Below are 20830 nucleotides of genomic sequence, written 5' to 3'. Positions count from 1 at the left end.
CCTAGGCACCTTTCTTTTGTAACTCACTTGATTCATTTGATGTATAGAAGAAGAAACCGAGAACCCCGCCAATACATGCTGGGATTAACCATCCTATTCCTTCTTTATATAATGGTAACATTTGTAGTACATTTGAAATTGCATCAATTTTGATATTCGCACTTTCTAAACCATTAAATAAGCTAATTGACAAGGCACCTAATATTGCTCCAATATAAATTGTATTACGCTTTCCAATCCATTTATGGAAATACGAAAGTACAATTAATACAATTGCAACTGGATAAATGATCATTAACACTGGTAAAGTTACTGCGATTAATTGTGTCAATCCTAAGTTAGATACAATTAAACTAAACACACATACCATCGTTACAATCGTTCTATGCGAAAGTTTTGGGAATAAGTTTGTAAAGAAGCCCGCACAGGCAGATGTTAATCCAACAGAAGTTGTTAAACAAGCGAGTATAATAACAAGACCTAATAAAATTTTACCACTTGTTCCATATAACTCATTTACAACATTCGTTAAAATAAGACCACCGTTCTCCGACACACCAAGCGATGTACTTGTAGAACCGAGATAAGCAAGTGATAAATATATTAACGTTAGGCCCAATACAGCAATAATACCTGATACGACTGTTATTTTTGCAATTTGTCCACTCTCTTTTATCCCTTTAGAGCGAATAACTTGTACAACAACAATTCCAAATACAAGAGCACTAATTGCATCCATCGTTAAATACCCTTGAATAAACCCACCAAAGAAAGCATTTTCTTTATAAGCAGCTAACGGCGTTGCCGGTGTTCCAATCGGATCAATAATTGCCTTTCCAACGATAACAGCCACAATTAATACTAATAATGGTGTAAGAAACTTTCCAAACCAATCAACTAATTTAGACGGATTTAATGATAAATACCACGTTATTCCGAAGAAAACTATAGTGAAAAGAAATAGCATGTACCATTCTGAAACCATTGCTTCTGATAAAAACGGCTTCATCCCCATTTCAAACGAAACAGCCCCCGTACGCGGGATTGCAAAGAATGGTCCAATTGCTAAATAACTAATGAGTGGAAAAACAAACGCAAATATAGGGTGAACTCTTGAAGATAGCGCTTTCAAGTCCCCCTCTACAAACGCGACAGCTGTGACAGCTAATAGGGGTAAACCGACTCCCGTTACAAGGAATCCAATTGTAGCAATCCAAACATTTTCTCCTGCTTGTTGACCTAAAACTGGTGGAAAAATTAAATTTCCTGCTCCTAAAAATAATGCAAATAACATTAAACCAATTGCTAGCGTATCACCTGGCCTTAATCGTCCCTTCATTTCTTTAAATTGCATAGCACTTTTTCATTGTTTTTCTCTATTCTCACAATATGCTATGCATCCTCCTCTCTGTTCATGATCATAAAAGATGCCCCTTACAAAGCAATGTCTTTCTCCATAATTTCTCCATTCCCCTTTTAATTACTCCAAATGATAATTTTTGATTTTTTTGAATATTTAAGTCATTAGAGTGTTATAACGCGGAGTTTAGTTGTCAGACCTCTTTGCTTTTATCACACATATAGTAACATATTTAGTTGAAAAATAAAAACATATTTTTAAATAGAATTTTTTGAAAATCAAAATTATCCACATATACTCCCTTTATTTATTCTATTACACAAATGTTTTTAGAAATTTACGATTTATACATTTTATTATATTTGAATATCTTTATGCAAAAGAAAGTAAAAGCCACCAAAAAATAAGATGGCTTTTACTTGTTAGTCTATCGTTTCAACTTCACGTGGATTATTCATCTCTTCAACATACACAACTCTAAATCCATGATCTTCTAAATCCTTTAGCAATGTTTCTAATTCACTATCTTCAAACTCTTCTCCTAATGTAAACATAATTCTGCGTACTAATAAAGCATCATTATCAAAAGTCATTAAACTTTGAATACCAGTGTATTTCTTTAGCACTGTCGATAATTTTTGAATGGCCCCATTATAATCTTGTGTGCCAATCATGACAGAATATTTACTAGAATGGACTCCCCATGCATCTTCTAATAGTTCAAAAACTTTTTTATGAGTTAAAATACCAAGGAAGACCCCTTTTTCATCAACTACTGATAAATAAGGTAGCTTTTTAATTGTAAAAAATACTTTAAAGAAGGAAGAGTCTTCTCTCACGTACCCATCTTTATCGTTCAATAATTGTAATACATTATCTTCAAGTGAACCTTTATATTCTAAAATATCTACTTTGTATACATTCCCTAAAAATCCCTCTTTTTTTTCATCTAAAACTGGTACACAACGATACCCCGTTTTATTTAAGTGCTCTAGCGCTTCCCCTACTGTAATTGAGCCGGAGCAAAATAAAACTTCCCTTTTCGGCACATAATTCCCTTTAATCCTCATAAATAGCCTCCTTATGTTAAAATACTTTCTGTGCCATAACTATATTATATTTTCAGAAAAAAATAAATAATTTATTTTATTTTTCTGAAAATTATTCATTTTCTTGTCATAATTTATTCATTAATCATTCACTTGTATGATCTTCAGTATCGAACATTCTCTCTGAATTACTGCAAGAAAAATATATTGTAACTTACTCCGAAAAAAGCTAAAATAAGAATAAGAATTTTCTGAATATTCTAAGAGTAGGTGATTGTATGTCCTTATTGCGCTCACATATATGTAAATTTATCATTGGTGTTCTTATTATTCTTGTCATAAGTCCTATTCCAGCATTATTTCTTACACATAGTAACTCTTACTTAACTAGTTTTATAAGCATTTTTCATAACTTCGCACAACTTTCTTCCATTTCAATTCCAAGAATTGATTGGATGCATGAACCTATCCTTTTCTCGGCAAATCAGATTATTCATGCACAAAATATGATACATACTTCAAGCCATTCTTCACCACTATTCCCCTACATATGGGAAATATATTTTTTATCGATTGTTCGTTTCACATTCACTCTTGCAATCGGTTTCTTTTTAAGTTTAGGAATCGGACATCTATTTTTAAAAGCACCCAATCCAGTAAGAAAGTGTACTTCTTTATTGCGCTGGATACCGTATTCTATTGGCACTGTAATATTACAATGTTCAGTCTTATTACTACTTCTCTACATCGCGAAATTCATAAAGTTTCCTTTCTACTCATCTTTTATCATCGTGTGTAGCACTTCTATGATTATCGTTATGCAAGCAATAAAAAAATGGCTTCCTTTCTTAAATAACACAAATGAATATGAAATAAAAAATTCAGCTTTCCTTGTTGATACGTTATTTATGGCGCTTACTTCCAATCATAAATCTATTTTAAGTTCCATTATTCTTTCATTCGTTTTTATGGAATGTGTTTTTCATGCAAATGGACTATTACAATTTATCGTTCAATTTGGGGGAAATGCACCTATAGTTGTTACAATTGGTTTATTACTACTTTATATTCCGTATAGTGTCTTGTCTTTTCTCCAAACTTTATGGACAACAAACTACTCTAAACAGAAAACGTATACTTTAACTAGAAGTATTTCGAAACCATAACATAGAATAACCGTCTACTTAAATTAAATGTAGACGGTTATTCCTATTATATAGAGGACAAAATAACAGCAAATTTAAAAAATACTATTAAAACCTACCATTATTTACCCATTTTCTTTGACTAATCTTTTCATTTGGATTTATTATAAAAGTATAACATAATTGCAGGAGGTGACATCTTTATTCCAAATTAGGAATAGAGAACACACTTGGACATATTAAATATTTTTCTCATCTTTATACTTATCCTTATTTCTGGCTTTTTCGTTGCATCAGAATTCGCTGTTGTAAAAGTACGAAAAAGTCGAATTGATCAACTTGCCAATGAAGGTAATAAGCAGGCGTTAGCTGCAAGAAGCGTTGTATCTAACTTAGATGTTTATTTATCTGCTTGTCAGCTTGGTATTACTATCACTTCTCTAGGACTTGGTTGGCTTGGTGAACCAACTGTAGAACATTTACTACGACCACTATTTGAAAAAATCAACATTACTGGAGCAATAGCTAACACGTTATCCTTTATTATTGCATTTAGTGTTATTACTTTTTTCCATGTTGTATTAGGAGAATTAGTTCCTAAGTCTTTCGCAATTCAAAAAGCAGAAGCAATTACATTAAAATTTGCAAAACCGCTTATTTTGTTTGATAAAATTATGTATCCATTCATTTGGGTGCTTAATAGTTCAGCTGTGTTTTTCACAAAGTTATTCGGTTTAGAACCTGCAAAAGAAAACGAACTTGCCCATTCTGAAGAAGAACTACGGCTCATTTTAGGTGAAAGTTATAAAAGCGGCGAAATTAATCAAACCGAATATAAATATGTAAATAACATTTTTGAATTTGATGATCGTGTTGCGAAAGAAATCATGGTTCCTCGTACCGAGATGATTTGCTTATCTACTGAAAATACGTTAGAAGAAAATATGGATATCGTCGCAACTGAAAAGTATACACGTTATCCTATTATTGAAAAAGATAAAGACGACATAATTGGGATGATAAATACGAAAGAAATATTTCACGATCAAACAAAAAGAATTTATAAACCACTTGAATCGTACATACACCCAGTTTTAACTGTTTTTGAAACAGTTCCCATTCGTAAAACGTTAATACATCTTCAAAAAAACCGTGTTCAAATGGCGATTATAATGGACGAATATGGTGGCACCGCTGGACTTTTAACAATGGAGGATATTCTTGAAGAAATTATTGGTGAAATTCAAGACGAATTTGATGCAGATGAATCACCAATGATTGAAAAACGCACACCTAAACTTACTGTATTAGATGGAAAAGTACTTATTTCTGAAGTAAATGATATGTTTGGTTTGCATATTGATGATAGTGATTTAGATACAATTGGGGGCTGGCTTCTCTCCCAAGCTATTGACTTAAATATTGATGCTGGCTATTCAGTTGAATATGATGGTTTTCAATTTAAGGCATTGGAACTAGACGGACATCAAATTAAAAAGATTGCTGTACATAAATTAGATTCTATAAAGGAGGTATAAAGTGACTGTATTATTAACAATTAGTATCATCGCTTGTTTCATTGTTTCATTTCTTGCCTTTATATACCCCATTATTCCTGGCATTCTTGCAGTATGGGCTGGCTATTTCATTTATCATTTTGGTATAAATGGCGGAGAATTAACAACATCTTTTTGGATTATTCAAGTTATTTTTACACTTTTCATTTTCGGTGCTGATTTTATAGCAAATGGATATTTCTTAAAAAAATACGGAAGTTCTAAGTGGGGTGAACGTGTCGGCATGATTTCTATCATTGTCGGATCGTTCTTCTTCCCGCCATTTGGTCTTATTATCATACCGTTCTTATCGGTATTTATAACAGAATTAATGCATAAAAAGGCGCCAAAAGACGCCTTTTTAGTCGGAATTGCAACTGTAGTCGGTTTTTTAAGTAGTACAATAGCGAAAGCAATTCTCCAAATCATTATGATTATTTTCTTTGTATGCTATATCATTTTTTAGCCATCCCTATTTTGGGGTGGTTTTTTAATATGAAATACCTACTCGACTTTGCTCATATTTGCTTTTATTACGTAATCTCCATGTAAAATGAGCTGTATCACCCACTGTGATTTTAGATCCATCTGCTGGCAATATATCTTTTTCCGTTCGATATAAACCAGTTTCATCACCATCTATTAAATGCGTTGGACAAACAACAGTCCAGCAAAGTTTACTATTTTCTAGCGCTACATAGGCAGCTAAATGATCTTCCGCTGCTGTTGTTATTTTTCTTTTCGATTCATTTGATTGGAAACGATATATACTTGGATTTGTTCGTGCTTGTAAAATGCCGGCAGTTCCTATTGTAACTATCTTCTTTATGCCCTCTTTTTCCATACATTTTATAATAATCGGTAAACTCTTTGCTAACGTTCCATTCCCATCTGTTCCAAGAGTACTAATTACAATATCGCACCCTTTCACTGCTTCCTTTATGTCATTTTCATTTAATACATTTCCCTCTATAATATGTAACCTTTCATGCTCTATTTCCACTTTACTCAAATCACGAACTAATACTGCCACTTCATATGAATCATGTAATGCTAACTTCAAAATGTGTGAACCTACTCTACCTGTCGCTCCTAATATACATACTTTCATATACTATCCCCCTCTTCCATTCTTTCTCTCTATTTTTCCGCAAAACTTACAAATATACAACAAAAAAGCTCCCTCGTATATGTGAGGAAGCTCTGTTATCCATTTATCCCGCTATTTGCGGGCAGTAAACTCCCACCTCAAAATTCGGTGAATGTGGGGAAGTTAGGTGGAAGATAACTACCCGTAAATGCCCGATTGGTGTGGGCTAATAATCAGTGGGGGATGGACAAAACCCCCCACTGATTAAAGTTTCACTTTATTTCTTTTCTTTTGAATCAGAAGACTTCTCTGTTCCGCTTGTTTCTTTATCTTTTTTTTCATCTTGCTGCGAAGTTGTGTCATCTTCTTTCTTTTTATCCTCACCTTTACTACAACCTACCATTAATAAAGAACTTGCAAGTGCCATAGCAGTTAATGACTTAACCCATTTGTTCATTTGCGTTTCCTCCCTTTGATAGAATATGTACAACCCTATATTACTCTTTATTTTTAAAGGGAAGATTTAAAAATAGTAAAGATACGGTAAACTTTTGTAAATTTTCTGATAAAACAATCAATCTTTAATCCGCCCCCTCTAATTAGACATAAAAAAACTAAGGCGTCTTTCAGTCCACCTTAGCTTTTCACGCGAATTTTTCATTTTCATATACATGTTTAATTTTATATTCCTTCTTCACAACATATTGCCAAACATTATATGCGTAACGATTCATTTTCACAAAACAATTTTCCAGAAAAGAACGAAACTCCGGGTTCGCAACTTCTACTGCCACTTGAGCAAACTTTAATGCTAATCGCTTTAAATGTGTAATATAACAAATAGCAATCCCAATATCCCCTGTATATTCATTATCTGTTTCCCTATCCATTTCAGTAAATTCCGGCCACATTTGTTTACAAGTTATATGCTGTACATTTTCTCCTTCTTGAAAATTTACTTGTTCATTATATGCTTGTAACATATACGGCAAATGATGCTGTAATATATCCTTTAATTCTTCATCTCGAACCTTGCCCGTATACTCTCCAACTTTATATATAAGCGTGTAACTATATGTCAGCAATTCTTTCATACAATCCATTAAAGCGCCTCCCTTCCTATTTTCCATCTATATACTATAAATATGATGCGATAACATTCGCTATTCTTGCTAGAAACCAATCCCAGCGACTAATTTTCTCAAAGTCTGCTTCAGAAAATCGTTTAGATTTATGAAAGTCCTCCTCTAGTCGGCTCCATACTTCTGCTACTACTTTCTTATCATAAATAAAGCAGTTAGATTCAGTATTTAAATAAAAACTTCTATTATCAAAGTTTGCTGTACCAACGTCAACAATTTCATCATCAATAATTGTTACTTTCCCGTGAAAAAATCCATTTCGATATTGATAGATTTCTGCCCCTGCCATAAGCATTTCTTTTAAATGTGGATAAGCTGCTTGTTTCAGCATTACAGCATCACTCTTAAACGGGACGAGAATTTTCACACGAACACCTCGATTTAATGCATCTTTTAACCCCTGCATCATTTCTTTACTCGGTACAAAATATGGTGTAGCGATTATTAAGGAATGTTTTGCCTTCTTTAATAGTCCCCCATATTCCTGCCATAAACCTTTTCCATTCGAAAATACGTATTGATATTTTACATTTCCTTGTACAGGTAAACCATGATGTATAGGGAACTTTTCTCCCGTATCTTCCTGCCAATCTTCCGCAAATTTCCGTTCCATATCAGCAGCTCCATCCCCTTCGATGCGTACATGATAATCACGCCACGGACCAAATTTAGGATCCTGTCCAAGATACTCCTTGCCGATATTAAAACCACCGATGTACGATACTTTCCCATCTATAGTAACAATGCGTCTGTGATTGCGTTGATGCAAAGAAAAAAATAAATTTTTAAATTTGGGTTTTTTACTGAATGTAAACTTCACGCCTTTTTCTTTTAATTGACTGATTATCTTTTTCTTAAGCTTATATCCACCTATCCGGTCTACTGACAATTTCACATCTACACCACTAGATGCTTTTTTCTCTAATAACCGTAAGAACTCTAGACTTACTTCATCTTTACCTACAATATAAAAATGAATATATATGTACTTTTCTGCGCGATTTATATCATTAAATAAATTCCTATATAACTCATCACCGTTCGTATATAGTTGAACATCCCCTGATCGAATTTTTTCTAATTCATAACCGCTAACCATTTTTTTCCCCATTTCCATATCGATGTTCATCCATATGAATACACCTATCAAGCAAAGTATTACAATAAAAAAGTGCTTCATGGATAAGTTCCTTTCTCCACATACTGTTATTCCTATATCTTTCCTTTTTTAAAACATTATCATACAAAAAATATGTCACTACATGATATACGTCCATATCAAACAAGAGCTCATTTGCATATTGTATGTTGTATCTTAAAATAAAAGGAGGAAATAACAATGGGCTTCGCACATGGTAATGGATTTGCGCTACTAGTTGTATTATTTATCCTCTTAATTATCGTCGGTGCTGCTTGCTTCTGCTAAGCAGTTATTGTAATACGATATGGGGATGAAAAAACTATAAAAGCGGACACCTATTTTTAGGTGTCCGCTTTTCATTTTAAAACTTTTTTCGCCTATTGCTGAAATATTAAACGAAAAGAAAAAGTATTTATCATCAAAAAGTTAGCAGTTTAGCTACTTTCTTACTCTCTGCCTTACGAATATGGCGCTGTTCTGCACGTAACACAGCAATTCGATGCAATTCTTTCTCCTCTTCTGTCTCAGGGATAACACGCGGTACAGGGACTGGATTATTCTCCTTGCTAAGCGCAACAAAAGTAACGAATGAAGTTGCTGCTATACGTTTTTCACCTGAAATTAAATCTTCTGCTACTACTTTCACAAATATCTCCATAGAAGTTCTTCCCGTCCAAATCACGAAAGATTCATAACTAACACAATCTGAAGAACGTACTGGATGTAAGAAATCTACCCAATCCATAGACGCTGTGACACATTCCATTCTCGAGTGTCTCGTTGCTGAAATTGAAGCAACCATATCCATCTCCGCCAATATCTTTCCACCAAATAGCGTGTTATGATCATTTAAATCCGTTGGAAATACTCGACTCGTTTTAAAAACTCTTGATTCATTAGCTGTTTTACCCTTTACTTCAGCCATTGTTATCACCCCTTTAATTATATATCCCTAATATCCAAACATTTACTATATCTCATAAACTACACGTTTAATATTAACAATTTTTAGAACTTTTAGTCCACAAAAAAGAACCGATTTTATCAATCGGCTCCTCTAAATACATATTGTTCTTTCGGCTGTTCAACTTTATTCCATTTCGTTACTTCTAACACTGGAATATTCGCATGAAATGGCTGATAAAATTCAGTTGAAATTTCTCCCTCTACCTGAATCCAATCATCATTTTTCCACTCTACACCTTCTGGTTTTTTAACTAACATACCATATACACCCGAATCCGCAACACAATGTATAATACCGAAACGGAATAAGAAATATTGTTCCTTTTTAGAAGAATCATCTCGGAAAACAAATCCTTTATAAGACAGGGTTTTACCAGTAAATTCACCAGGATAATTATAAATTGTCTCCATACCCTTTAAGAAATCTTCATCTTTTAAAGTGATATTGTCTTTCGTAACAAACTCTTTCTTCCCTTTTTCCATTACACCACGATATCCTTCTTTCCCGTAATAAATACTCGTATCCGGTCTTAAGAATTGTCTTGTCATAAATGGATCTTTACTTTCCGCTTGTGCAACAGGAAAGTGAAACCCCTTCGCCTTAACAATGTCCGAATCTAATGTTGCAATCGGGAAAAATAATCCAGAAATAATCGGAAAACAGAACAGAGTATAAGATAACGTTCGTTTCCACCATGTATTTTCATCTTTCGAATGATCATGCCCGCAATGACTATGATCACAACTACAATCATGTTTCTCTTTTTCCTTTTGGTGCTCTTTTTGGAAAACGATAATAATTTGTACAATCGTTAAGAAACCTAAAATAATAGCTGCAGTTTTTGATAAATAGGCGTACTTCATATTTATATACTTCGTAATGTTACCGGAAATATGAAGCTGTCCAATTAAAATTGTAAAACCTAATAATATATATGCTCGAAACATAACCTACCACCCCATCGCATAAATGAGTAGTGAGCTTGCATAAACAACAAGTGTAACTGTAACCGTCACAACAATTACAAATTTTGTTTTAAATGTCGCAAGCATCATAAACATATTCTTAATATCCACCATCGGTCCATATACGAGGAACGCGACAAGTGACGCTGTTGAAAATGTACTTTGGAACGAAGAAGCGATAAATGCATCTGCCTCTGAACAAAGTGATAAAATAAAAGCAAGTCCCATCATTACAGCTGATGAAGAAAACGGACCTTGTCCAATAGCAAGCAATGTTGAAGTTTGTACAAACGTTTGAACTGCAGCAGCAATTAACGCTCCTAACACTAAATATTTTCCCATTGAGAAAAATTCCTCAACAGCATGTGTACATACATCCCACATTTTTGTACGTAATGGACGCTTATGGTTCACTTCTGGGAAGTGATCATCTCTTAATTGATGTTCTTTAAACATAAATGATAATATAATTCCAACGATAATTGCTACGATAATCGCTACAATAGAACGATACCATACCATGTGCATACTACTTCCAAAAGCAACATATGTTGCAAATAATACAACTGGATTAATAATCGGTCCAGTTAACATAAATGCAATTCCTGCATAGGGTGGAACCCCTTTTCCGATTAATCGCCTTACAATCGGAACAATTCCACATTCACATCCAGGAAACATCATACCTAAAAAAGTAGCTAATAAAACAGACAGAAATCGGTTTTTAGGCATCCATTTTGCCACCATATCTTCTGTCACAAACATTTGAATGAATCCTGAAATAAATACACCAATTAGCACAAAAGGAAGTGCTTCGATTAATATTGAGATAAAGATTGTATTCATTTGCAGGAATGCTTTTGGTAATTGAAACAATTCCATGATGTATTTCCTCCAACTTTTCATTAACAATATGTAATTTTAACCCTATTTTATTAATTGAACAAGGGTTATACGGAATTCATAACCTTCATACACATTACATTTCACACGTTATATTCTATTCCAAAATTGAGATTTCATAGCAAAAAAAGCTGCTCTAGCGCAGTTTTATAACTATGCTAGAGCAGCTTTCCTATCATTAAAAGTAACGTTTCTTCCAAAAAACAAATGCTAAAGTGAAAGATAATGTTACACATATTATAAGTACAATTACAAAACCATGTGCTTCCCCTTCAAACGGAACCTTTACATTCATTCCAAAGAAACTAGAAACCATCGTTGGTAATGATAAAATGATGGTTATAGAAGTCAACAGTTTCATAACACTATTTAAATTGTTAGAAATAACCGAACTAAATGTATTCATCATTCCACTTAAAATGTGACTATATATTTCCGCCATTTCAATAGCCTGCTTATTTTCAATTAATACATCTTCTAGTAAATCTTGATCGTCTTCATACATTTTCAAAAATGTACTATTTCGCATTAATTTTTGAATTACAATTTTATTAGCCTTTAATGATGTTGTAAAGTAGACTAAACTTTTTTCAAGGCCGAGCAATGTGAAAATTTCTTTATTTTTCATCGACTTATTTAATTGGTGCTCTAAATCGATTGTTTTTCGATTAATCTGCTTTAAGTATCTTAAATAATAAGTAGAAATTGTATATAAGAGCTGAAGTGCGAAGCGCGTCTTTTTAAACGTGTAAAATTCTTTAATACGTTGATTAATAAAGCGTTCAAAAATTGGATTTTCTTCTAAGCAAATAGTAACAAAACAATCTGGCATTACAATCATACCTATTGGAATCGTGTCATAAATTGAATTTCCTTCTTCATCATGTCTGACTGTCGGAATATCCACGATAATTAAAGTATTATTGTCTTCCTTTTCAATACGAGAGCGTTCTTCATCATCCAAAGGATCTTTAATGAAATCTAAGTCTACATTTAAAGTTTGTACTAGATACTGAATTTCTTCTTCTGTTGGATGAAGTACATTAATCCAGCAGCCCTTTTGCATTTCCTCAATCTCTTGTAGTTTTCCGTTTCGGTCTGTTAAATAAATATTTAACATACTATCACCCCGATTCTTTTTACATGTGGGAATCTACCTCACTTAAACAACAGTTTTTGAACCGCTATTTTCAGCATATGAAACAAACGATTAAATTTCAATAGAAAAATTATTTTGAAAACGTTTTTTTAAGAAAAATCTTGTAAACATAGAAAAAGACAGAGTGTTCTCTGCCTTTAAAAAAGCTTATGTTGCCTTTATAACATATTTAGAAAGCATCCACAAGTTAAAGCCGACCGAAATCGTATAGCCAGCGTATGTTGAAATAATAAAACTTACATAATCAAAATACGGTAACAATACAATATTTAAAACTATCTTCACAGTTATTCCGATTACTAATCCTAGCACTGTTTTCTGTTGTTGATTAATTCCTTGTAACATGGCAGCGGTTACTGTAAATAGTGAGAATAGTATACAAGCAGGAGCATAGTACTGCAAAATAATACTGCCCATCTCTGGATCATTTCCAGCACCAAATAAAAGAGTATACACTGGTTTTGCTAAAACCATCATTCCAATCGCCGCCGGTACGGTAATTCCTACCACTAATAAATTTGTCCTTGTAAAGTGTTTATACAGTAGCTTCTCATTTCCCGCTGTATAAGCTTTCGTCATCTCAGGTACAAGGGACATACTAAAAGCCGTTGCAACAGAAACCGGGATAAGTACAACCATCTGAACAAGACCAATTATCGCATTAATCTTTTCAGCTTCTCCTTGCATATATCCTACTTGTATAAGTAGCTTATTAATTGTAAATGTATCAATCGTCTGATATAACGGAATCGCTAATCCAACTACAACGAAAGGAATAGAATATGTAAACAGTTCTTTATACAACGAAAAAAAAGTTTTCGTCGTTTGTGGTATACTGGCAATCTCTTTTTTCTTTAAATGTTTTCTCCTTCTTATATAATACGCACTTAAAACACTTAATCCACCTAGTGCTCCCATAAATGCTCCAAACGTTGAAATACCAACTGCCAACGAAACAGAAGCTTTTATAACATATAAAACGACAAAGCTTCCTATCAAAATCGTTAAAACACGAAAAAACTGTTCGACAACAACACTTAATGCCGACGGTCCCATCGATTGGAATCCTTGAAAGAATCCCCTCAATAAACTCATTACTGGTACAAGTATTAACGCAAAACTTACAATTTGAATATTATGCGTGACAGCTGTCACACTATTCCCCGACTGATCGGTTCCATCGATTACAAGTTTAGCTAAATGCGGCGCTAACATATATAACGTAAAACACGAGATAACCCCCATTAAAAGCATAAAAACAATACCACTCTTTAATACTCTCTTAACAGTATGGTAATCATTGAGTTGATCATATTTTGAAACCATTTTTGAAACGGCAAGTGGCAATCCCATCGTTGCAATACTAAGCATAATTGTATAAGGACGGTATGCATACGTATATAATACGTACCCACTCGTACCTACCATTGCTGTAAATGGTATAACATATATGAACCCTAACATTTTAGATATCATCGTTGCCATCGTTAAAAATATCGTTCCACGTAAAAACGGCGATCCTTTCATCACATTCCCCCGCTACGCTTTATTATTACACGTTATGGACAACTCCTTTTTTTTAGAACCAAAACAATTAAAAAAAGCCAATGAAAAATCATTGACTTTAATGAGTTGTTTTTCTTTTTTTCAAAAGCTTTAAACCGAAGTAAAGAGCAATAAAGAAAACCGCACCTATAATTATGTAATGTGTGTAATCAGATGCATACTCTTTAATATGTCTCCAATTTCCACCAAGCTTTTCTCCCAAGTATATAAAAAGAATTGACCATGGAATAATCGCTACTACTGTATACAGTGTAAAGAGCTTTAACGGCATCTTAGCTAATCCTGCTGGAATAGAGATTGCATGACGTACAACTGGAATAAAACGTGCAGAAAATATTACTCCAGCTCCATAACGTTTAAACCAATTTTCTGCTATGTCTAAATGATGTTTATTTATAAGCAGATACTTCCCGTATTTCTCGACAACCGGACGCCCTCCGTAGTATCCAAGCCAGTATAAAAAGATTTGTGCTAAAGTACCACCAATTGTTCCGGCGATAACAGCACCGACAAAACTAATTTTTTCTTCTGCCACTAAAAATCCAGCATACGAAAGTACAATCTCACTTGGGATAATTTCAATCATTAAACCTAGCGCTACTCCGAAGTATCCTAGACTTGCAAAGAATTGCAATAACTGATCTATTATATTCGCTAACATATTCTTTTCTATCTCCTTTTTTCTTCACATACCATCCCATTATCACATAAAGATTGCCATCTGCCAATATACTCATGTGAATCTCTTCACCTAACTCATAGACTTTAAAGAGGACTACACTATACTCTTTTTTGTTACAAGAATATGTACAACCTTTCATCAATATACCCTAAAAGGATACTTGATTAATAAAATTAATCAAGTATCCTTTCCTTATTTCGATCTTTCATAAACGCAAACATTTCTTTAATCTGCCATTCTGTATTTCTAGCGATTGATAAATCAGGTATTTCATTTTCACTAAAAAAATCTATATCTTCTGTTTCAATACTTAATTTCTTTTCTCCGCCAACAATCTCACAACCTATAAAAACCTTATATATATGGGTTGCTGATGGGGATGGTTGGTGTTTTTCTTTATCGAATATAGCTAGTAGCCTAAAATGATCTACTTTATAACCTGTCTCTTCTAATACTTCTTTTGCCGCGACTTCTGTTGGTGTATAACCAATATCAGCCCATCCACCTGGCAATGCCCATTTCCCATCACTTTTTTCTTTCACAAATAATAATTTTTCATTCTGAAAAATAACTGCCCGTATATCAACTTTAGGTGTTTGATAGCCTGTCTCACTTGCAAATAAATTCTCTACTACTTCCCAATCTGTTTTTGTGTAATGTGACATCATTGAAACTGAAATGTCTCGTAATTGCTGGAAACGCTCTAGATCATACACATCTTTGGAGTACGTTAAACCTGCTTGTGCTATTGATTGTATTTGTTTTACCCAATCAATCCATTTAACCGTCATATTTACACAACTCCATTCTACTAAATATTATTTCGCTTTTTTATTTCTCCATCTTTATTATACAAAAAAAGAGATTGATAATGTTTCAATCTCCTTCAAAATCATCCCAATTCATGAAGATGTTCTTGTATATAGTTTCTTCTTTTATTTATATATTGAAAAATCATCTCAGCCTCTTGATTAAAAACTTCTATTTTCTCTTTCATATATGGATCCTGAAGTAAATATGGACGAATGGATTCGCACATGTCTTCTACTTTCGGTTTTATAAAGGATTCTGTAAATTGTAATTCTAAAATTTCTTCTAATATATTTCGATATTGCTTTCTAAAAGCAGGTATATCTAACAATCTTGCACTTAACGTATTGTATCCTTTAATGCGAATGTACTCATGATTAAGCGGTCTCCCTTGTACATCCCGCCCCCAAGTCGCATCGTAATCCCACGGGATGACTTCAAATAAATTTGTTTCATCGTTATGATACAGTGCATAGTTATGAACAAAACCATCAAAGTTTTGAGTCAAAATAACTCCAGCTAGCCAACGTAAATATTTATCAACATGAAGGTATTTTCCAATCTCTTTTTCATAATCATCCCTCGATAGTGTATTTGCTTGAAAAACGAATTCACTTAGTTGCTCTTCACTATTTTCATTCGAACATTTAAATTCATACCCTGCAAAAAGCTCAGTTTTAACATCTTTATCTCTCTCGCTCATTAGAGAAAAATTTGCGTCATCATCTATCGCATAATAAATAGAACCACTCGGCAACCCTCTACTTTTTAAAAAGTTTTCATCAACCGATTCTAACTGTAAATATACTCCTTGGATTTGACCATTTATTTTTATAAATACATGCTGTGACTTCGGTGAAAGTACCCCAATATCATTAAAAAAGTCTAATGATAATTTGTTACGAATAAGGGATGGATCCATAAATTCAGAGTTTAAATGAAATTCCTTCACCCCTAGAAATTTTTTCGGTTTATAAAACTGAACATGATATGACTTTTTCTCAAACTCACGAATATGAGCACCCCGATAAACGATATCAATATCATACTTCTTTTTTCCATATGTTAACTTTGCTGGTACTGGACTATCTGACCAAATATCTTTTTTCAATTCCACTAAGTACATTGGATGAATAAAAAATTCATATGAAGGTAGCATATATTCTCATCCCTTCTCTGTTCTCTTCATTCAATGTATGCGCCTTGTCTTGTCCATACATCCGCTATCATCTATTTATATAAAATTACACTCTTGTCTTGTTCAGAAAGAAACCTAATCTCATATCATGTTAAGGAAAAAGAATACTTGTTCAATTTAATACACGATAAGGAGGATTTCTATGAAACGTGACATTAGAAAAGCTGTTGAAGAAATCAAAAGTACTGGGATGGAGGATTTCTTATACCAAGATCCAAGTACTTTTGAGTGCGATGATGATAAATTCTCTCATCATAAATGTACAACAAGGCGTAAATGTACAACAAGGCGTAAATGTACAACAGGGCGTAAATGTACAACAGGGCGTAAATGTACAACAGGGCGTAAATGTACAAAAGGGCGTAAATGTACAACAGGGTGTAAATGTACAACAGGGTGTAAATGTACAACAGGGTGTAAATGTACAAAAGGGCGTAAATGTACAACAGGGCGTAAATGTACAACAGGGCGTAAATGTACAACAGGGCGTAAATGTACAACAGGGTGTAAATGTACAAAAGGGCGTAAATGTACAACAGGGTGTAAATGTACAAAAGGGCGTAAATGTACAACAGGGCGTAAATGTACAACAGGGCGTAAATGTACAAGAACAAGATGTACTCGCGTGAAAAAATTCGATCACTTCTGGTTTAAAAAACGTAATTGCTAGTTTTTTATGCCACAAAAAAGGCCGCTACTGCGACCTTTTTTACGTTTACTGAAAATGACTTATATCTGCAAATTGTTTTACTTTACCAAGATCTTCATCAAATTCAATCACACTAAGACTCGCGCTATGCATAAATGGCTCTCCCCATACATGTTCAATTTCAACACCTGCAAAATGCCCTACAAGTAATTTCGCGGCTGCAGCATGAGAGACAATTAAAATATTTTCACCTTTATGCTTTTCTAAAAGAAAGTGTATCCCTTCAATTACTCTTTTATGAACGGCCACAAAGTTTTCCCCTGATGTTGACTGAAAAAGATGTGGTTCATTCCAAAATAAATGTACTTCTTCTGGATATTGCATTTCCAAATCAGCAATTGTTTGCCCTTCCCATGTCCCCATATTTATTTCATAGAAACGTTCATCTGCTATAATTGGAATATCGCGTTCTCCTTTAATCAATTCAGCAGTATGAAGCGTTCTTTCGCTTGGACTACTATATATGGCATGGAGTGGTAAATCCTTCATACGCTCCCCTAATTGTTTCGCTTGTATCATACCATTCTCTGTTAATGCTGAATTTTTTCGCCCTTGCATCCGCTTTGCTACATTCCATTCTGTCTCACCGTGCCTTGTTACATATACCATTGTCTTCATTTTCTATTTCCCCCTTACCATTTTGGCCGCAATTCCCACGGCTCTACTCTACCTACAATCCATTCCGTGCATTTACTTTCAATTCCTTTTATAACTCCGTCAGCTATCTCTTCATGAGTAAGCCACCTTGCATATGTATCTTCTAAATTAAACCCTAATATAACTCTATAATAACTACATAATGCCCCGCCTATTTTTTGTGACTTCGTACGTGATGCACTACTACCTAATATATGAAATAAACTGTACTTTTCCGACGACAATTCTACCTCATTACAAATGAGTCGTAATGCATGCTTAGCACTCGAATGTACCCACGCGACAACTAATGTAATTGGACCATTTTGTTCAATTGTATTTGTAATAGATTGCTTTACATCATCGTCATTTTGATAATCTAAAGAAAGGCACGTAATATTTTTCGGTACAGAACTCCCTTGCTTAACATTTTCCAATTTCATACTATCTCGTCCAATAATAGAAACATGAAACCCTTGATCACAAAGCCACATAGAAACTTTCTTTAGCATCCCTGTTCCACCAATTACAAGTGCATGCAAATCCTTCCCCCCCTAGTAAAATGTCATATGAGGTTTCTCTTCCCTATAATAATTTAGACGATCTTGTAACGTCCCTGAATGAAATTCAAATTTATGACCATCTGGATCTAGAAAATATATAGATTCACAATCTCTCACATCGCGTTCTCTGCCCTTTAAAATATGAACTTCATTTTCTTCTAACCGCTTTAACAAACAATTAAAGTCTTCTTTTTCCACAGAAAATGCTAAGTGTGTATAAGATTGATGAATTTCATTTCTTTGAATATCTACCTCTTCATTAAGTGCTACCCATACTCCGCACATATTAAAATATGCAAGTTTTCTCCCTTTAACTAATAATTCCCCTTCTAGTACTTTTTCGTAAAACATAATAGATTTTTCTAAATCTGAAACTGAAAAACAAAGATGATTGATTCCCCTTAACAACTATAGTTCCCCCTTATACAAAAAAAGATGAGCGAAGATTCACTCATCTTTTATTATACTATTATTTTGTAATATATGCCCATTTATAACTGAAGTCCCCACCAAACGTATGGTTGGCGATGCCTTTTACATTCGGCTGCTCTAAATAAGCTGTACTTTGCTGATACGCAGGTGAGATTGCAACATCTTCACCAATCAAGATTTTTTCAGCTTCTGCAAGTGCTTTCCAGCGTGCAGCGTCATCTTTTAATAGTTCTCCTTTTGATTTCGCTACTAAATCATCATATTTCGGGTTAGAATAGGCCATTTCATTAAATGTGCTTTCTGTAACGAACATATCGATGTATGTCATTGGATCTGGATAGTCTGGGCTCCATGCAGATAACGAGAATTCATATTGTAACTTTTTCTCTAACTCTAGCTTTTGTTTGTATGGTTGTTGTTTTAAATTCACCTTTATACCCGGTAAATTTTTCTCTAACTCTTCTTTAATAAAGTCGCCTACTTTTTTACGGCTACCGTTATCATCATTTAAGAATTCCACTGTTATTGTATCTTGACCAAGTTCTTTCTTCGCTTCTTCCCATAATTTTTTTGCTTTCGTCACATTATCTTTACTATCACGGAAATTTTTATTTACAGAACGGAAGTCTTTTCCATCTGGTCCTGTCGTAAACTTTTCAGGTACTAAGAAATATGCTGGTAATGAGCCATCATTTAGAATAACATTTGCAATTCCCTTTTTATCATATGCTAAATCAATTGCTTCACGAACTTTTTGATTTTTAAATGTTGCATTTTGTTGATTAAATCGTAAGAAATACATACGTGGATCTAGCTTCGTTTTAAATTCATTTGGCTTACTCTTTTTATATTTATCAACAAATTCAGAGCTTAAAATAACCCGATCCGCTTGACCACTGTCATATAAATTAACTCCTGTGCTCGTTTCTTTCACAACACTTACATTAATTTCTTCTAGCTTAACAGTATCTTTATCCCAATAATTAGGGTTTTTCTTTAACTGATAACTTTGTTCATGTTTCCATGCACTCATTGTAAATGGTCCATTGTACAATAGTTTATCTGCTTCTAATGCGTATTTATCTCCTTGTTCTTTCACATATTTTTCATTTAAAGGGAAAAATGTTGGGAACGAAGTAAGCTCTAGGAAATACGGCGCTGGTTGTTCTAATTCTACCACTAACGTTTTATCATCTTTTGCTTTAACTCCTAATTGATCTAAAGGTAATTCTCCCTTATTTACTTTCTGTGCATTTTTCACATCAAATAAAATAAATGCATACTCAGCAGCTGTTGCTTTATCTAATGCACGTTGCCAAGCATATACAAAGTCTTGTGCTCGAACTGGCTCACCATTAGACCACTTTGCATCTCGTAATTCAAATGTATATGTTGTTTTATTTTCACTAATCTTCACATCTTTTGCCATACCTGGCGTTGGCTTATTATCCTTATCTAAACGATATAATCCTTCCATTGCATTTACAAAGGCACGGAAAGAAACAGAATCCGTTGATTTTGATGTATCCATTGAAGGAATTTCTGCTGTTTCTAGTAAATTTAATACTTGCTTATCCGCTACTCCCTTACCCGCTTCTTTCTTCGTTGTAGATGCCTTCTCCCCATTTCCGCAACCTGCAACTAACACACTAGTCGATAATGCAAATGCAGCAATCGTTGTTATCTTTCTCTTCATTCTTCCTTCCCCCAATCTATATGTATAAATGAAAGCCTGTATAATATATACTATTATACAA

Annotated in this window: 23 protein-coding genes; 5 read left to right on the top strand and 18 right to left on the bottom strand. The window is 33.8% G+C overall.

Features of this window, described 5'->3' with window-relative positions:
- Position 1 precedes the first annotated feature (1 nt).
- Both brnQ4 and cbpA read right to left on the bottom strand, forming a co-directional pair.
- The gene (gene brnQ4 / locus BWGOE10_RS09705; protein WP_098786340.1) at positions 2 to 1339 is read right to left on the bottom strand and encodes a branched-chain amino acid transport system II carrier protein BrnQ4; all 1338 of its coding nucleotides are present in this window, start codon (positions 1337 to 1339) and stop codon (positions 2 to 4) included.
- Between the two features lie 443 nt (positions 1340 to 1782).
- Positions 1783 to 2430, bottom strand: a complete 648-nt coding sequence (gene cbpA / locus BWGOE10_RS09700) for a cyclic di-AMP binding protein CbpA (RefSeq protein WP_070142057.1) — start codon at positions 2428 to 2430, stop codon at positions 1783 to 1785.
- Positions 2431 to 2687: 257 nt separating this feature from the next.
- On the opposite strand from cbpA, the gene BWGOE10_RS09695 reads away from it, so the two are divergent.
- From BWGOE10_RS09695 to BWGOE10_RS09685, 3 genes are all read left to right on the top strand, one after another.
- Positions 2688 to 3575, top strand: coding sequence for a hypothetical protein (locus BWGOE10_RS09695; protein ID WP_070142055.1), 888 nt, complete (start codon positions 2688 to 2690; stop codon positions 3573 to 3575).
- A gap of 209 nt (positions 3576 to 3784) precedes the next feature.
- Positions 3785 to 5092: a hemolysin family protein gene (locus BWGOE10_RS09690; protein ID WP_070142053.1), complete on the top strand. Its 1308-nt coding sequence runs from the start codon at positions 3785 to 3787 to the stop codon at positions 5090 to 5092.
- A 1-nt stretch (position 5093) separates the two neighbouring features.
- Positions 5094 to 5576, top strand: a complete 483-nt coding sequence (locus BWGOE10_RS09685) for a DUF456 domain-containing protein (protein WP_070142051.1) — start codon at positions 5094 to 5096, stop codon at positions 5574 to 5576.
- 24 nt (positions 5577 to 5600) lie between these two features.
- Here the strand turns inward: BWGOE10_RS09685 and BWGOE10_RS09680 are convergent, their stop codons facing one another.
- The 4 genes from BWGOE10_RS09680 to cls form a co-directional block, all read right to left on the bottom strand.
- Positions 5601 to 6221: an NAD(P)-dependent oxidoreductase gene (locus tag BWGOE10_RS09680; protein ID WP_070142049.1), complete on the bottom strand. Its 621-nt coding sequence runs from the start codon at positions 6219 to 6221 to the stop codon at positions 5601 to 5603.
- 256 nt (positions 6222 to 6477) lie between these two features.
- A complete protein-coding gene (locus tag BWGOE10_RS09675) occupies positions 6478 to 6657 on the bottom strand; it encodes a hypothetical protein (RefSeq protein WP_001045959.1) in 180 nt (59 codons plus the stop codon).
- A gap of 187 nt (positions 6658 to 6844) precedes the next feature.
- Complete coding sequence (locus BWGOE10_RS09670; protein ID WP_070142047.1) at positions 6845 to 7303, bottom strand: spore coat protein; 459 nt, start codon at positions 7301 to 7303, stop codon at positions 6845 to 6847.
- Between the two features lie 34 nt (positions 7304 to 7337).
- Positions 7338 to 8522 (bottom strand): cardiolipin synthase, encoded by a 1185-nt coding sequence (gene cls, locus BWGOE10_RS09665; protein WP_070142045.1) that lies wholly within the window; start codon positions 8520 to 8522, stop codon positions 7338 to 7340.
- Positions 8523 to 8681: 159 nt separating this feature from the next.
- Here cls and BWGOE10_RS29735 point away from each other — a divergent pair, with 159 nt between their 5' ends.
- Complete coding sequence (locus BWGOE10_RS29735) at positions 8682 to 8768, top strand: YjcZ family sporulation protein (protein ID WP_000505094.1); 87 nt, start codon at positions 8682 to 8684, stop codon at positions 8766 to 8768.
- Positions 8769 to 8901: 133 nt separating this feature from the next.
- Here BWGOE10_RS29735 and BWGOE10_RS09660 read toward each other — a convergent pair whose 3' ends face one another.
- The 8 genes from BWGOE10_RS09660 to cotH all read right to left on the bottom strand — a co-directional run bounded on the left by BWGOE10_RS09660 (position 8902) and on the right by cotH (position 16694).
- Positions 8902 to 9408: an acyl-CoA thioesterase gene (locus tag BWGOE10_RS09660; RefSeq protein WP_070142043.1), complete on the bottom strand. Its 507-nt coding sequence runs from the start codon at positions 9406 to 9408 to the stop codon at positions 8902 to 8904.
- A gap of 119 nt (positions 9409 to 9527) precedes the next feature.
- The gene (locus tag BWGOE10_RS09655; RefSeq protein WP_070142040.1) at positions 9528 to 10397 is read right to left on the bottom strand and encodes a TIGR03943 family putative permease subunit; all 870 of its coding nucleotides are present in this window, start codon (positions 10395 to 10397) and stop codon (positions 9528 to 9530) included.
- A gap of 3 nt (positions 10398 to 10400) precedes the next feature.
- Positions 10401 to 11297: a permease gene (locus BWGOE10_RS09650; protein ID WP_000418719.1), complete on the bottom strand. Its 897-nt coding sequence runs from the start codon at positions 11295 to 11297 to the stop codon at positions 10401 to 10403.
- Positions 11298 to 11496: 199 nt separating this feature from the next.
- Positions 11497 to 12438, bottom strand: a complete 942-nt coding sequence (locus BWGOE10_RS09645) for a magnesium transporter CorA family protein (protein ID WP_000932386.1) — start codon at positions 12436 to 12438, stop codon at positions 11497 to 11499.
- Between the two features lie 186 nt (positions 12439 to 12624).
- The gene (locus BWGOE10_RS09640) at positions 12625 to 14004 is read right to left on the bottom strand and encodes a polysaccharide biosynthesis protein (protein ID WP_070142038.1); all 1380 of its coding nucleotides are present in this window, start codon (positions 14002 to 14004) and stop codon (positions 12625 to 12627) included.
- A gap of 97 nt (positions 14005 to 14101) precedes the next feature.
- Entirely contained in the window at positions 14102 to 14704 is a 603-nt protein-coding gene (locus tag BWGOE10_RS09635) for a DedA family protein (protein WP_070142037.1), read from the bottom strand.
- A gap of 194 nt (positions 14705 to 14898) precedes the next feature.
- A complete protein-coding gene (locus BWGOE10_RS09630) occupies positions 14899 to 15516 on the bottom strand; it encodes an NUDIX hydrolase N-terminal domain-containing protein (protein ID WP_070142035.1) in 618 nt (205 codons plus the stop codon).
- Positions 15517 to 15617: 101 nt separating this feature from the next.
- Positions 15618 to 16694, bottom strand: a complete 1077-nt coding sequence (gene cotH / locus BWGOE10_RS09625) for a spore coat protein CotH (protein WP_070142033.1) — start codon at positions 16692 to 16694, stop codon at positions 15618 to 15620.
- A gap of 181 nt (positions 16695 to 16875) precedes the next feature.
- Here cotH and BWGOE10_RS09620 point away from each other — a divergent pair, with 181 nt between their 5' ends.
- On the top strand, positions 16876 to 17403 hold the full coding sequence (locus BWGOE10_RS09620) for a CotG/ExsB N-terminal domain-containing protein (protein WP_081338101.1): 528 nt from the start codon (positions 16876 to 16878) through the stop codon (positions 17401 to 17403).
- A gap of 45 nt (positions 17404 to 17448) precedes the next feature.
- Here the strand turns inward: BWGOE10_RS09620 and BWGOE10_RS09615 are convergent, their stop codons facing one another.
- From BWGOE10_RS09615 to BWGOE10_RS09600, 4 genes are all read right to left on the bottom strand, one after another.
- Positions 17449 to 18060: a phosphoserine phosphatase 1 gene (locus tag BWGOE10_RS09615; protein ID WP_070142029.1), complete on the bottom strand. Its 612-nt coding sequence runs from the start codon at positions 18058 to 18060 to the stop codon at positions 17449 to 17451.
- 14 nt (positions 18061 to 18074) lie between these two features.
- Complete coding sequence (locus tag BWGOE10_RS09610; RefSeq protein ID WP_070142027.1) at positions 18075 to 18620, bottom strand: short-chain dehydrogenase; 546 nt, start codon at positions 18618 to 18620, stop codon at positions 18075 to 18077.
- A gap of 12 nt (positions 18621 to 18632) precedes the next feature.
- The gene (gene fosB / locus BWGOE10_RS09605) at positions 18633 to 19049 is read right to left on the bottom strand and encodes a FosBx1 family fosfomycin resistance bacillithiol transferase (RefSeq protein ID WP_070142025.1); all 417 of its coding nucleotides are present in this window, start codon (positions 19047 to 19049) and stop codon (positions 18633 to 18635) included.
- A gap of 61 nt (positions 19050 to 19110) precedes the next feature.
- Positions 19111 to 20769, bottom strand: coding sequence for a peptide ABC transporter substrate-binding protein (locus BWGOE10_RS09600; protein ID WP_070142023.1), 1659 nt, complete (start codon positions 20767 to 20769; stop codon positions 19111 to 19113).
- Between the last annotated feature and the right edge of the window lie 61 nt (positions 20770 to 20830).

This window comes from Bacillus mycoides, from assembly GCF_001757995.1.
In the GTDB taxonomy this organism is placed as follows: Bacteria; Bacillota; Bacilli; order Bacillales; family Bacillaceae_G; genus Bacillus_A; species Bacillus_A mycoides_B.
This window is presented reverse-complemented; position numbering and strand designations above follow the sequence as displayed.

What these genes read in the sequence shown, in the direction of transcription:
- brnQ4 (WP_098786340.1), bottom strand. Translation starts at nt 1,339, where the DNA reads ATGAAGGGACGATTAAGGCCAGGTGATACGCTAGCAATTGGTTTAATG.
- cbpA (WP_070142057.1), bottom strand. Translation starts at nt 2,430, where the DNA reads ATGAGGATTAAAGGGAATTATGTGCCGAAAAGGGAAGTTTTATTTTGC.
- BWGOE10_RS09695 (WP_070142055.1), top strand. Translation starts at nt 2,688, where the DNA reads ATGTCCTTATTGCGCTCACATATATGTAAATTTATCATTGGTGTTCTT.
- BWGOE10_RS09680 (WP_070142049.1), bottom strand. Translation starts at nt 6,221, where the DNA reads ATGAAAGTATGTATATTAGGAGCGACAGGTAGAGTAGGTTCACACATT.
- BWGOE10_RS09675 (WP_001045959.1), bottom strand. Translation starts at nt 6,657, where the DNA reads ATGAACAAATGGGTTAAGTCATTAACTGCTATGGCACTTGCAAGTTCT.
- BWGOE10_RS09670 (WP_070142047.1), bottom strand. Translation starts at nt 7,303, where the DNA reads ATGGATTGTATGAAAGAATTGCTGACATATAGTTACACGCTTATATAT.
- cls (WP_070142045.1), bottom strand. Translation starts at nt 8,522, where the DNA reads ATGAAGCACTTTTTTATTGTAATACTTTGCTTGATAGGTGTATTCATA.
- BWGOE10_RS29735 (WP_000505094.1), top strand. Translation starts at nt 8,682, where the DNA reads ATGGGCTTCGCACATGGTAATGGATTTGCGCTACTAGTTGTATTATTT.
- BWGOE10_RS09660 (WP_070142043.1), bottom strand. Translation starts at nt 9,408, where the DNA reads ATGGCTGAAGTAAAGGGTAAAACAGCTAATGAATCAAGAGTTTTTAAA.
- BWGOE10_RS09655 (WP_070142040.1), bottom strand. Translation starts at nt 10,397, where the DNA reads ATGTTTCGAGCATATATATTATTAGGTTTTACAATTTTAATTGGACAG.
- BWGOE10_RS09650 (WP_000418719.1), bottom strand. Translation starts at nt 11,297, where the DNA reads ATGGAATTGTTTCAATTACCAAAAGCATTCCTGCAAATGAATACAATC.
- BWGOE10_RS09645 (WP_000932386.1), bottom strand. Translation starts at nt 12,438, where the DNA reads ATGTTAAATATTTATTTAACAGACCGAAACGGAAAACTACAAGAGATT.
- BWGOE10_RS09640 (WP_070142038.1), bottom strand. Translation starts at nt 14,004, where the DNA reads ATGAAAGGATCGCCGTTTTTACGTGGAACGATATTTTTAACGATGGCA.
- BWGOE10_RS09635 (WP_070142037.1), bottom strand. Translation starts at nt 14,704, where the DNA reads ATGTTAGCGAATATAATAGATCAGTTATTGCAATTCTTTGCAAGTCTA.
- BWGOE10_RS09630 (WP_070142035.1), bottom strand. Translation starts at nt 15,516, where the DNA reads ATGACGGTTAAATGGATTGATTGGGTAAAACAAATACAATCAATAGCA.
- cotH (WP_070142033.1), bottom strand. Translation starts at nt 16,694, where the DNA reads ATGCTACCTTCATATGAATTTTTTATTCATCCAATGTACTTAGTGGAA.
- BWGOE10_RS09620 (WP_081338101.1), top strand. Translation starts at nt 16,876, where the DNA reads ATGAAACGTGACATTAGAAAAGCTGTTGAAGAAATCAAAAGTACTGGG.
- BWGOE10_RS09615 (WP_070142029.1), bottom strand. Translation starts at nt 18,060, where the DNA reads ATGAAGACAATGGTATATGTAACAAGGCACGGTGAGACAGAATGGAAT.
- BWGOE10_RS09600 (WP_070142023.1), bottom strand. Translation starts at nt 20,769, where the DNA reads ATGAAGAGAAAGATAACAACGATTGCTGCATTTGCATTATCGACTAGT.